This window comes from Bradyrhizobium sp., from assembly GCF_049512235.1.
Classification (GTDB): Bacteria; Pseudomonadota; Alphaproteobacteria; order Rhizobiales; family Xanthobacteraceae; genus Bradyrhizobium.
This window is the reverse complement of sequence record NZ_JBEKXH010000200.1, coordinates 1-11,499: the sequence shown is the minus strand read 5'-3', so window position 1 is coordinate 11,499 and position 11,499 is coordinate 1. Positions and strand designations below refer to the sequence as shown.

Genomic DNA, 11,499 nt, shown 5'->3' with positions numbered 1-11,499 from the left:
CGTGAGGTCAGGCGGAGCAAAGTTGGACGACCAGTTCGGCAAAATTTGCGAGTGAATTAAACGCGCTGTCCACGTAAAGTCCGCGCCTTCGCGCCCGATGTTACTGCTCAGTGGTAGATTACTATTCGACCGCTCAAAATTCTGCATCGAACGTATTGCAAAATGCGCTACAGCGCTTTAGATTGCCGAGATGTGTATAAGTCGTCGGCTTGGAGGTCTCTGATGTCTCGGGCGGTTGATCGCAAGGAGCATCCGCTTTCGATGCGGCTGCCCGAAGCTGATATCGCCATCATCGATCGAGCCGCAGCGCTCCGCGGTCGCTCACGCACGGATTTTGTGCGCGAAGCGGCTGTCCGAGCGGCCGAGGATGTTCTGATGGAGGCCTTGCCCATCCGGATGAGTCCCACAGGCTTCAAGGCCTTCGTCGCGGCATTGTCCAGACCGGCCAGCGCCGTCCCCGAGATGATGGAACTGTTCCGGCGCAGCGCCCCATGGGAGACCGGTGGTGCGGGAAACGAGAGCTGAGGTTGGCGATCTCCGGCCCCGAATTGTTGACGGCGGGCCACGATGTCGCCGGGTTCTCCTGCGGCAAGCCGTCGCTCGACCGCTGGCTCAAAATGCGAGCCTGGTCTAACCAGGAAAAGGGTTTTACGGCCGTTCTCGTCGTCCATGAATCCAATCGGGTGATCGGTTATTACGGACTGGCGCCAACGGCCATCGTGCCCTCAATACTGCCGCGGTCTATCCGGACCGGCCAGCCGCCCGACCCTGTCCCCTGCCTGCTGCTCGGGCAGCTTGCGACCGATCAGAATTGGATCGGCAAGGGAGTTGGTACGGGCCTCCTGAAACATGCACTGCAACGCTGCGTCACGGCAGCCGAGCTCATCGGCGGTCGCGCACTGATTGTAAACGCGGTTGACGTCGAGGCTGCCGCGTTCTGGAGGCGGCGCGGCTTCCTTCCCTCAAAGGACGACCCGCTCATCCTGTTCAGGTCGATCGCCGACATTGCCAGGTCACTTCGCTGAAACGGCCGGTCGCAGACCCAAGCTCGCCGCTTTTTGACAATCCCCTTCGGAAAGCTCAAGGCTGAGCCAGGGTCGAGCCGCCCGGCCATTGCGGGCGTCGGGCGTCATGAGTATCGTCACACTCAGCCACACACATTACGATGAATCGCCATGCGCACCAATATCGAGAGCGACGAGACGCTGATGACAGAAGCCCAGAAGGCTTCCGGACATACAACCAAGAAGCAGACGGTGGAGGAGGCGCTCCGTTTGATGATCAGGCTGCGACGGCAGCACGAGGTCGACGCGGCGTTCGGCAAGTACCGCTGGCGCGGCAAGCTCGCCCAGAGCCGCAAGCGGAGAGGATCGGGGTGATCGTTGTCGACAGCGGAAGAAACTCTTGGATTTCCTCACACAACCGACATGTGAAACGGCAGCGCCCATTGTTACGTGGCCAAGCTTGTGTGGTTACAGCACTGGTTTCCGTATCAGGATGCCGCCGATGACCTGCCTGAAGCGCGCCTCCGGTCAACCGCGCCCGATGGCCTCAACTGCGCGCGCTGCGGCAAACCAAAGTTCGCTCGATGGCATCCAAGATGAAATCGAGTTTTTTTCCTACGTCCTCTGCGAGGAAGCGCAGAACGAAATAACCATTCTCCTGGAGCAACTGGTCTTTTCTGCGATCTCGCCGGTAGGCCTCGACATTTCCGAGATGGTGCGAGCCGTCCAATTCTATGGCCAGGCGAGCGATCGGGCACAGCAAGTCGACTTCCATTCGGCCCCAACCGTCAAACGCAATCGGCAGCTCGGCATTGAGCCTGAAGCGTCCCGCCATCGTCGGCAGCGTTTCCAGCCGGCGATAGAGAAATGCCTCGGTTGCACTCCTCGCCCGATCGGCACCTTCGGCATCAGGTGCAAATTCCCGGGCGACGTTCGCGAACAGCGTCCCGAGCGGCGCGTCCACGCCGTCTCGGATCAGCCTGCGGACGCTGATCGCGTAGTCCCGCTTCCATTGCGGATCAACAGGCAAGGGAACGTCGGCCGGCCACCCCGGAACCGCACTCGCCGGTAATAGGATTTTGTATCCCACAGCTTCATATCCCCGGCAGCGCCGGTCAAACATCCGGGCCAGCACAGGCACGTTCAGATCGGCATAGTCGTAGACCCTGACCTCGTTCTTCCCATCGAAGCGGCGATGCAACCGGCCGACATATTGCGCAATCGTTCCCTGCCAGGAAACCGGCATGGTCAGGAACAGCGTATCCAGCCTCGCATCATCAAATCCCTCGCCAAGGTATCGCCCCGTCGCCAGCAACAGCCGCTCCTCCTCGCGAGGAATGGCCGCCAGCCGCTCGGCAGCCGCTTTAAGGTCTTTCCGACCCATGCCGCCACGCAAAACGATCACATGCCGAATCCGCGGTGTGAGAAGGTTGAAGAGGCGATCCAGATGTTCCCTGCGCTCGGTCAGTATGACCGGAGAACGCCCTTGCTTGACGATTCCGACCACTTCGTCGCAGATGAGCCCGTTTCTCACCTCGTCGTTCGCCAATTCGCTGCAGAGGTCGTGGAACTGTATCCTTTCGTCGGGATGCGGCTCGCGTAGCGGACGGAATGCCGTCGGGCGAACGAAGACATGATGCTCGAATGGTCTGATAATCGCCTGGCTTTTTGCATTGACGCGGTGGCGAACGGATCCGCACTGCATGAACACGATGGGATGATGCCCGTCTTTGCGCGTGAGCGTCGCGGTCAATCCCGTAAAGTACTTCGCCCTGGCACGACGCGCGACCTGCTCGAAGCTGTATGCGGGGAGGTGGTGGCATTCATCGACGATGATGTGACCGTAGTCGGCGACGCGATCGTCAACCGTGCCTTTGCGGACCAGGCTCTGAAGCAACGCAACATCCAGCGCTCCGATAAATTTCCTTCGTCCGCCTCCGATTCGGCCTATCGATTGCTCCGGCAGGTCGAGAAAAGAACGAAGCCGCTCGACCCATTGTTCAAGCAACTGCGCTCGATGCACCAGCACGAGCGTATTGGTGCGGCGCTGTGCGATCAGCCACGCCGCAACGACGGTTTTTCCGAATGCGGTGGTGGCGGCGAGAATACCGGTGTCGCTGGCCAGCATCGCTTGGGCCGCCACCAGCTGCTCCGGGCGCAATTCGCCGCGAAACTCGGCCGCAAGCGGCAGACCTGCGTAACGTTCGTCGCGCACGGTTACGGAAATCTTCAAATCGGCGCACAGCCGCTGCACGTGCTCAAGGCAACCGCGCGGCAAACTGATGTGTGAGGGATGATCCTCCGCGCACGAAATGATCCTGGGTTTATCGTAGACTGGCAGCCGCATGGCTTGAGCCCGGTAGAATTCCGGATTCTGAAATGACGCCAGGCGAAGCAGCCGGTTGCGCAGCGCCGGCGGCAGCGCCTCTTTCGCGACGTAGATTTCGTTGGCCAGCACTAATTCCAGCATCTCGGGCAACGGGCCGGCTATCGGGGGATCTTTCCGACGGCGCGATGGCGGAGTTTGCCATGGGACGTGTGTCTCTTCCTCCGTTGCAGGGAGGAGAACTCCGACGATGCGACCGGTCGCCTCTGCCTGCTCAAGGACATGCTCGACCGTAGGCCGATCCATTCGCTGGATGGTCGAGAGAAATGCCCATTGGTCGGCATAAGGTGCGAAGTTCGGGTCGAGGAACACAGAATTATCGCGATCGCGCGGATGCTTTTGCAGCGGCAACGCGATCAGATTACCGAATCCGCCCTTCGGGAGCGTATCCTGATTGGGGAAAAAGCGGTCATAGGACTTCAGGCCAAGCTCGGGCCGCCGTTCCATCGTCTCCGTTATGATATGGGCGCCGAGACGTCTCGCCAGCGACGCTGGAATCGGATGATCGAAGAAAATCCAAATGTGCGCGCCATTGCCGGAGCGCGATCGTTCCAGCGCTGCGGGAATGCTCAATAGATGACAGGTCTCGAGAACCGCGCTGGCATCCGCGCGCCAACTGTTCTTGTCGAAGTCGACCGCGAGAAAGTAGCTGGTTTCATCAGGGAGCATGGGGTACACGCCCATCACGAACGGCGCCCCGACGTCGTCGTGACCCTGCAGGTGCCAGGTGACGACCGCATCGGTGACCGGACGGAACCGCTGATGCGGACATTCCGTGCACCTGATCTTCGGTTTTTCGCAGACGCCCCTCACCCACTCATTGGCGCAATCCGGCTGATAGCCCGATCTGCCCGACTTCCGGCTTTCGAACCGGCGCGCATACACATCCTCTCGGCCGCGAAACAGCGACCGAAACAGCGCGACCTTCATAGCAGGCGAAGAGCGGTTGTCGACCGCCCGGTCGCGCCGGCCGGCGGAGTCAAGCGGGGCGACGATGAGCGTCTCTACGGACTCCACCTGCTGGAAAGTCATCGTCGTCTTATCCTCGCGGAACCAGCGCCTCTGGCCCTGGCGATCCGAGAGCCATCACGCCTTCGACCTTGTCCCGAAGCCGAGACTGGCGCAAGGGCGCGGGGACAGGGTGCCCGAGATGTCAGAACGCCCGTGCGACAACGGGAAGAATCCGGACGCGTTCGATTTCTAGCAACCGTACTGTATTAGTTTGACTCCAGCCTTTGGCCGACCCCTTGGACCAAGCAGTCTGGATGCGGGGGCGCCGAAGGAGGGCGACCACAAGGGTCGCCCCTTGTGGGCGCCCTTCTCAACCTCATTGCGGGACCGAAAATTGCCTGAACCGGTCAGTTTCAGTTTGGATCGGTAGACGTGTGCGCGATTTTTCGACAGACTGACGCAACTCTGCAGCGCATTGTGATGGACCAGGAGGATTGTCGTGAGATTGTTTCGAAGTGTTGTAGTCGGCATCGCATTCTCGGCGCTGCTGGCGGCAGGCGCCACCGGCGCCGGTGCCGAAGACGAGCCGCTCGGCGTTCGGTTGGTCAACCAGATGAACGCGCTCTACGGCGCGCATCCGGGCGTTCGGGCCAACCATGCCACGGGCGCCGTATTCGAGGGCATGTTCACACCGGCCGAAGGCGCCGATGCACTGAGTTCGGCTGTCTTTCTCAAAGGTGCCCCGACGCCGCTGGCGATTCGCTTTTCCAATTCGGGCGGCGTGCCGGACGCGCCCGACATCGATCCGTCGACCGGCGGTGTCCGCGGCATGGCCATCAAGTTCCGTCTTAAGGATGGAAGCGAAGCCGACATTGTTTGCATATCGGCAAACGGGTTTCCGGTCGCGACCGGCGAGGACTTTCTGGCCCTGCTGCAGGCCGCCGGCGCGAGCGGTCCCGATGCGCCTAAGCCGACCCCGGTCGAGAAATTCTTGTCAACCCATCCGGCCGCCCTCGCTTTTGTCACGACGCCGCGGCCTGTGGCGGTCAGTTATGGCACGCAGCCGTTCTTCGGCGTCAATGCATTCAAGTTCACCAATGCGCAGGGAACGAGCAAGTTCGGCCGCTACCGCCTCGTGCCGGAGAGCGGCCCCGCTTTTGTGAGTGATGAGGAGGCCGCGAAGCGTGCCCCGAATGCGCTCGCCGACAATCTACGGGCATCGCTGGAAAAAGGACCGGTCAAGTTCCGCCTCCTGGTGCAGGTTGCCGCCGCTGATGATCCGATCACCGATGCCACGAAGGTCTGGCCGGACAGCCGGCCGACGGTGGCGCTCGGCGAAATCGCGGTCATCAAGGCGTTGGACACCAAGAAAGTCGAGAACGATTTGCTGTTCTTGCCTACCAACGTGACGACCGGCATTGATCCATCAGATGACCCGATCATCAACACCCGCACCGAGGCCTACGCGGAATCGTTCGGCCGCCGTACCAAATAGAAACGCTCAGGCCAGATAGGATCGGTGCAGTATGTCGGGATCGGCGAGCAGCGGCTGCGGCGGGCCGCCATAGGTCAAGCGGCCGCGGGAGATCACGCAGACATCGGACGCCAGTCGCAGCGCTACCGCCGTGAATTGTTCGATCAAGAGCACGCCGGTGCCTTCTTCCGCCAGCCGCGCCAGCACCGCCATCAGCCGCTTGACGATCAAAGGCGCCAGACCAAGCGACATCTCGTCGGCCAGGATGAAGCGCGGGCGCGCCACCAGCGCCTGGCCGAGCGCGAGGATCTGCTGCTGTCCGCCGGACAACAGCCGTGCGCGCTGGCCGCGGCGCTCGGCCAATTCGGGGAACAGATCGTAGACATCGCCGACCGCGCTTTTCAACGCGGAAGCATCGTGATGGAACCCGGCGGCGCGCAGGTTTTCATCGACCGTGAGGCCGTCCAGCACCCGGTGGCCTTCCAGGATCGCGGCGATGCCGTTGCGGCGAATGATCTCGGGCGAACTCCCCGCCAGCTCCCGCCCGTCGAGCGAAATGGTGCCGGCATCGATCGGCAGCACGCCGGCCAGTGCCAGCACCAGCGAACTTTTTCCGGCACCATTCGGACCCAGCAGCGCCGTGATCTTGCCGGCCGACAATTTCAGCGATACGCCGCCAAGCACCACCTTGCCGGCGCGCTTGACGACGAGATCCCTGATGACGAGCTCGCTCATCGGATCTCCTCGACACCGAGATAGACCGCCCTCACCCGGTCATTCCTGAGCACATCGTCGGTGGCGCCGAAGGCGATCAGCGAGCCGAAATCCAGCACCATCGTCATCGGGCATGTGGTCTGGATCAGATCGACGTCATGATCGATCAGGAGCGTCATCGCGCCATTGAAATCGTGCATGCCGGCGATCACCTGGCGCAGATGGGCGGTCTCGGTTTCCGCGAAACCCGCACCGGGCTCGTCGAGCAACAGGATGCGCGGCGAGCCTACCGCGCAGCGCGCCAGTTCGGTCATGCGACGCTGAAAGCTGTCGAGTTCGGCGGTTGCCGCCGACCGCAGGCCAGCGATGCCGGTGAAGTCGAGCGCCGCCGCGACGGCATGGTCGCGCTCGCGGCCGCCGAGGCCGAGCGGGTCAAGGACGACACGGACGTTGTCCTCGACCGTGAGTTCGTCGACCACCTGCTCCATCTGGAACGACCGCCGCAGGCCCCAGCGGGCGCGCAGATAGGGCGCCATCCTCAGGAGATCGGTATCGAACGCGGTGATGCAGCCCGCACGCGGCCGGATGAAGCCGGAGAACACGTTCAGGAACGTGGTCTTGCCGGCCCCGTTCGGACCAATGATGCCGACGACCGGAGCATCCAGCTTGACGCTGATATCGCTCAGCGCGGTCACACCACCGAATTTTACGGTGATGCCGTCGATCGCGATCATGGCCGCTTTCCCCTTTGAGCAAACAGACCGCTGAGGCCGGTCGCGATCTGTCCGGCGATACCCTGGGGCGCGGTGATCAGCGCATGGACCAGCCCGGCGCCGAAGATGATATAGGCGGCGTTGCCGTTGATGCCCCAATCATTGAACAGCGCCGGCAACAGCCGGTAGAGCGCGGCGGCGATCACCGCGCCGAACCAATGCCAGGCGCCGCCGGCGATGGTGAGCGCGAAGATCAAAACGGATTCGGCTGCCGGAAACGAGCGGGCGTCGAGCAGCTGCAAGCTGCCGGCGAGCAGTCCGCCGGCGATCCCGGCCAGGAATCCGGACAGCGCGAACCCCCAGACCTTGTAGAAGGTGACGTTGACACCGGCGGCCATCGCAGAGGCCTCGCTCTTCCGGATCAAGGCCCAGGCGCGACCCGGCCGCCCGATCTCATGCAAATGGATGATGAGAAAACCGAGCGCCGCGACCGCGATCGAATAGACCAGATAGGCTTGGTCCGACTGCGCCAGTAAGGGGCGGCGCATATAGGCGACCGCCTGCACCTCAAATCCGGTCCAGCCGGCGCCGCCGTTCGGAAACCGGATTACCCCGATCAGGATCGCGAAACCGCCGGCCGCCATCAGCGTCACCAGCGCCAGATAAAGCCCGCGCATGCGCAGCGCCGGGTAGGCCATCAGCATGCCCACGATGGCGGTGAACAGGCCGCCGGCCAGCAGTCCGACTTCGAACGGCAGTTCGGTGCCATGGGCCAGCCGCAGCGCGACCCAGCCGCCGCAGCCCATCAGCGCCACATGGGCCAGCGTCACCTGGCCAAGGCGGCGGTAGAGCAGCGCAATCGCCGCCGATGTCAGCGTGTAGACGGCGACGGAAGTAAGGATCTTCAGCCACTGCGCGTTGGCGGTGAGCACGATCGCGAGCGCCGCGGCCGCGACGATCAGCACCGTGGGCAACGCCGCCAGGATCCGGCGAATGGGTTTTGATGATCCCATGGCTCAGTCTTCGCCGGCAAAGGTCAGCGCGCGTCCGCGCTGCAGCCACATCAGGGCGGCGATGGCGACGACGAAAGGGGCGGCGACGCGGTAAGGCGAGAGCGAGGGAACGAGCGCAAGCATGCTCTCGATGATGCCAATCAGGAGCCCGGCGCCGAATGTGCCGGGAATCGAGGTCAGCCGCCCGACGACGGTGGCAGCGATGACGGGAATGACGACGAAGGTCAAAACCGCCGGGTCGAGCCGGACGAGGTCGCCGAACAACAGGCCGGTGAACCCGGCCAGCAGGCCGGAAAGCCCCCAGGCGATGGCCTCGACTCGCCGGATCGGCGTCCCCAGAACGGCCGCCACCTGCCGGTTGTCGGCCAGCGCGCGCATCATCAGCCCCATCCGGCTGCGGGCCAGAAACACCACCATCGCAACCGTCGCTGCGACCCCCGCCGTCAGCGCCAGGATCCGCGTTGCGGTGATGCGAAGGCCGAGGCATTCGATCGAGGCGAGATCGGTGACCAGCGACAACCGCCGCGGCGTGATGATCCAGAGCAGGTTCATGATGCCGAGCAGGACGATGGCAAGGCCAAGCGTCGCCACCGCCTTGACCACGGGCTCCCGATGGGCGAGCCGCGGCGCAACGAGGCCGCCATATCCGAGCGAGATCAGGCAGCCGAGGCCGATACTGGCCGCCCACGCCACGGGTTCCGGCCAGCCCCAGTCGAGCAGCTGCCACGCCACCATCGCCCCCAGCCCGCCGATCGCGCCATAGGCGAAATTCAGCACGCCGGTGGCGCGGTTCAGGATCACGAGGCCTACCCCGCCGAGGGCATAGAGCGCGCCGACGGCGAGGCCGGAGATAAGAAACAGCCAATAGGCCATCGTGGCGAAGCATCCGGTTAGCTGGCGCCGCGACCTTATTTCGCCGCGATGCCGAGCTTCTTCTCCGCGTCGCGGATCGGGTCGAGATAGGCGCTATCGACGTCGCTGCATTGGCCGACCAGTTTGAAGCCGCCCTTCACCAGCTGCACCATCCGGTTGGTGTGGTTGGGCATGTGGCGGTCGCCGTCGCCGACATAATAGGGCGCGCAGAGCAGGTCGGACTTCTCGCCGGCGATGCCTCGGATCGCCGCGGTGACGGTCTTGCGGTCGATCTTGGCCGGATCGAGTTTCAGCACCGCATTGACGAAGAATTTAGCTGCCAGGAAGCCGGCCTGGCTGAAGGTGTCGCGCCGATCCTTGGGCGAGGCGTAGGTGTCCATGACGTCGCGCCAGTTGGCCGCGTCCGGTCCGGTTTCCTCGAACGGCGCCAGTTCGATATTGACGTAGACATGGTCGGCCCAGTAGTCGCCAAGCGCGGCCGGAATGTTCTTGTCATAGAACGTGGTCGGCGCGATCCACTTGTACTTGTCCCGCAATCCCTGTTCCTGCGCGGGCTTCAGCAAGGCGGCGCCGAGCCCGGCCGGCAGCGCGGCCAGAATCGTGTCGGCGCCGGAGGCCACCGCCTGCAGCAACGCCGCATTGAGGTCCGGGGCGGCGGGATCGACATAGACATTCGAGCTCTTGAGGCCTCGTTTGGCCATGAATTTCTCGATCCAGGTGCAGGCATAGGGGCCGGTGCTGGGAATATTCGGGGTGACGCAGACGACGTTCTTGGTGCCGAGATTGGCCACCGCCCATTGCACCGCGCCGACATTGGACGGCAGCGGGCCTTCATTGGTCGAAACGATGTTCTTGGCTTCAAAACACTCCGACACTGCGCAGGCCGCGGCCATCGACATCACGTCCTCGGTGGCATAGAGCTTGGCGTTGACGCCCATCTCGACAAACGAACCGCTGCCGACCAGCGCCACCACCTTCATGTCCTTGACAAGCTTGGTCGCGACCTGGGCCGCCACCTCCGGATTCCACTGGTCGTCTTCGATAAAATACTCGATCGGACGGCCGTTGATGCCGCCATTGGCATTGACGCAGGCGAAATAGGCCTTCGCCGCGTAGGCCGACGACGAGAAATCGTCCGGACCGGTTTGACCGACAACGGCGCCGACCTTGATCGGCTCGCCGGTGGCCTTCTTGCCGTTGTTGAGCCCGCAGGTCGGCGCGGCCAGCGCGGCCCCCGCCGGCAATAGCAGCGCTGCGGCCACCGCGGCCGCGAACATCCCGATCGTGGATTTCATGACTTCCCTCCCCTCATGGTCCAGGTCTCTGCCCGGATTGCAATCTGAAATATTAGGCCGTTCTGTCGGGCCCTGTCTTGGACCAGTGCGCACCCGACTTGGACTGCAGCGCTATCGTAGCTCTGGCGTGTCAGCCGTCGAGCAGGTGCTTGAGGCGACTGTCCCGCGATCGACGGCGAGAAGAGGCCGTCAGCGGCCTGAAGTTCAGGCCGCCGCGACGATCGCCGGTCCGCTCGCCGGCGGATTACCTGAAAAGCTTGTCGACATAGGCGGCGCCGATACCGACCTTGTCATAATGCTTGCGGCAAAGGTCGATGTAGGTGTGGACATCGAAATAGCCGGTGGTCTCGCCCTTTTCATCGAGCCAGATCAGCGGACCGGTCACGTTGAAATGCACTTTCATCGGCTCGGGATGCTCGTAGGCGACCAGCGTGTGGCCTTCGCCCGGGGTCTCGTAGACGAAGTCGCCGGCGGTGGCGACCCAATCATGCTCAAGATAGCCCCATTTACCGGAGATGGTGTAGGCGAACACCTCATGCGGATGATAATGCCGGTTGACCAGGCCGGCCCCCTTGGCCATCAGGATATCGGCCCATTTGTTCTGCGAGGGCGAAATCCACAGCGGCCGCGACGATACGGTGTCGCTGAAGGGCACGTAATAGCGCTCATCGTCGGTCGGCGCATTCGAGATATAGACTTCCGGCTTGGCGTCGGGTTGAAAGACCTTTTCGATCGGCGTCAGGCCACGCCAGAATTCAGGCTTCGGTTGTTCGTTCATCGCATCCTCCCGGTAATGTCCGCGCATCCCCTGCAAGCCGATTGCTCTCGGTTTGCTGATCTGTCTTTTATGTTTATAGACGCTGCAGGCCCAATTGCCCTCAGCCGTGTCGGCGTCGGGTCGAGCGGGATATTCTGCATATTCCAGCCCTGCGTTCAATCGCGGGCTTGTGCCGCCAGCAGTTCTCAATACGAATGAATCGCAATTGCAACTGGGGTGCTTGCTGAGGCTCGGGCGGCGGCGAGGATGCGGCGTTTTGACTCGGCGGACAGAATGGGGATTCGCAAACGGGCGTGAA

The 11,499-nt window shown here is 62.9% G+C and carries 11 protein-coding genes; 4 read left to right on the top strand and 7 right to left on the bottom strand.

Annotated features, from left to right (window positions below; all coding sequences use genetic code 11):
- Window positions 1-222: 222 nt before the first annotated feature.
- The 3 genes from ABSG20_RS19015 to ABSG20_RS19005 all read left to right on the top strand — a co-directional run bounded on the left by ABSG20_RS19015 (window position 223) and on the right by ABSG20_RS19005 (window position 1,379).
- Complete coding sequence (locus tag ABSG20_RS19015) at window positions 223-525, top strand: type II toxin-antitoxin system TacA family antitoxin (protein ID WP_423866055.1); 303 nt, start codon at window positions 223-225, stop codon at window positions 523-525.
- Window positions 526-527: 2 nt separating this feature from the next.
- Entirely contained in the window at window positions 528-1,025 is a 498-nt protein-coding gene (locus ABSG20_RS19010; RefSeq protein ID WP_423866054.1) for a GNAT family N-acetyltransferase, read from the top strand.
- Between the two features lie 150 nt (window positions 1,026-1,175).
- The gene (locus ABSG20_RS19005; protein WP_423866053.1) at window positions 1,176-1,379 is read left to right on the top strand and encodes a type II toxin-antitoxin system VapB family antitoxin; all 204 of its coding nucleotides are present in this window, start codon (window positions 1,176-1,178) and stop codon (window positions 1,377-1,379) included.
- Window positions 1,380-1,551: 172 nt separating this feature from the next.
- Here ABSG20_RS19005 and ABSG20_RS19000 read toward each other — a convergent pair whose 3' ends face one another.
- Window positions 1,552-4,320 carry a TOTE conflict system archaeo-eukaryotic primase domain-containing protein gene (locus ABSG20_RS19000; protein ID WP_423866056.1) on the bottom strand — a complete coding sequence of 923 codons (2,769 nt, stop codon included), beginning with the start codon at window positions 4,318-4,320 and terminating at the stop codon, window positions 1,552-1,554.
- 520 nt (window positions 4,321-4,840) lie between these two features.
- Here ABSG20_RS19000 and ABSG20_RS18995 point away from each other — a divergent pair.
- Window positions 4,841-5,836: a catalase family peroxidase gene (locus ABSG20_RS18995; RefSeq protein ID WP_423866052.1), complete on the top strand. Its 996-nt coding sequence runs from the start codon at window positions 4,841-4,843 to the stop codon at window positions 5,834-5,836.
- A 6-nt stretch (window positions 5,837-5,842) separates the two neighbouring features.
- Here ABSG20_RS18995 and ABSG20_RS18990 read toward each other — a convergent pair whose 3' ends face one another.
- From ABSG20_RS18990 to ABSG20_RS18965, 6 genes are all read right to left on the bottom strand, one after another.
- Complete coding sequence (locus ABSG20_RS18990) at window positions 5,843-6,550, bottom strand: ABC transporter ATP-binding protein (RefSeq protein WP_423866051.1); 708 nt, start codon at window positions 6,548-6,550, stop codon at window positions 5,843-5,845.
- The gene (locus ABSG20_RS18985; RefSeq protein ID WP_423866050.1) at window positions 6,547-7,263 is read right to left on the bottom strand and encodes an ABC transporter ATP-binding protein; all 717 of its coding nucleotides are present in this window, start codon (window positions 7,261-7,263) and stop codon (window positions 6,547-6,549) included. Before ABSG20_RS18985 ends, ABSG20_RS18990 begins: the two co-directional genes overlap by 4 nt.
- Window positions 7,260-8,255 (bottom strand): branched-chain amino acid ABC transporter permease, encoded by a 996-nt coding sequence (locus ABSG20_RS18980; RefSeq protein WP_423866049.1) that lies wholly within the window; start codon window positions 8,253-8,255, stop codon window positions 7,260-7,262. Before ABSG20_RS18980 ends, ABSG20_RS18985 begins: the two co-directional genes overlap by 4 nt.
- A 3-nt stretch (window positions 8,256-8,258) precedes the next feature.
- Window positions 8,259-9,128 carry a branched-chain amino acid ABC transporter permease gene (locus tag ABSG20_RS18975; RefSeq protein ID WP_423866048.1) on the bottom strand — a complete coding sequence of 290 codons (870 nt, stop codon included), beginning with the start codon at window positions 9,126-9,128 and terminating at the stop codon, window positions 8,259-8,261.
- A gap of 35 nt (window positions 9,129-9,163) precedes the next feature.
- Window positions 9,164-10,423, bottom strand: coding sequence for an ABC transporter substrate-binding protein (locus ABSG20_RS18970; RefSeq protein ID WP_423866047.1), 1,260 nt, complete (start codon window positions 10,421-10,423; stop codon window positions 9,164-9,166).
- Between the two features lie 244 nt (window positions 10,424-10,667).
- Window positions 10,668-11,201, bottom strand: a complete 534-nt coding sequence (locus tag ABSG20_RS18965; protein WP_423866046.1) for a 2,4'-dihydroxyacetophenone dioxygenase family protein — start codon at window positions 11,199-11,201, stop codon at window positions 10,668-10,670.
- Window positions 11,202-11,499: the final 298 nt, after the last annotated feature.

Bases quoted from the DNA above. Each gene is read 5' to 3' on its own strand.
- ABSG20_RS18975 (WP_423866048.1), bottom strand. From the start codon at position 9,128: ATGGCCTATTGGCTGTTTCTTATCTCCGGCCTCGCCGTCGGCGCGCTC.
- ABSG20_RS18985 (WP_423866050.1), bottom strand. From the start codon at position 7,263: ATGATCGCGATCGACGGCATCACCGTAAAATTCGGTGGTGTGACCGCG.
- ABSG20_RS19005 (WP_423866053.1), top strand. From the start codon at position 1,176: ATGCGCACCAATATCGAGAGCGACGAGACGCTGATGACAGAAGCCCAG.
- ABSG20_RS18965 (WP_423866046.1), bottom strand. From the start codon at position 11,201: ATGAACGAACAACCGAAGCCTGAATTCTGGCGTGGCCTGACGCCGATC.
- ABSG20_RS18990 (WP_423866051.1), bottom strand. From the start codon at position 6,550: ATGAGCGAGCTCGTCATCAGGGATCTCGTCGTCAAGCGCGCCGGCAAG.
- ABSG20_RS19000 (WP_423866056.1), bottom strand. From the start codon at position 4,320: ATGAAGGTCGCGCTGTTTCGGTCGCTGTTTCGCGGCCGAGAGGATGTG.
- ABSG20_RS18970 (WP_423866047.1), bottom strand. From the start codon at position 10,423: ATGAAATCCACGATCGGGATGTTCGCGGCCGCGGTGGCCGCAGCGCTG.
- ABSG20_RS18980 (WP_423866049.1), bottom strand. From the start codon at position 8,255: ATGGGATCATCAAAACCCATTCGCCGGATCCTGGCGGCGTTGCCCACG.
- ABSG20_RS19015 (WP_423866055.1), top strand. From the start codon at position 223: ATGTCTCGGGCGGTTGATCGCAAGGAGCATCCGCTTTCGATGCGGCTG.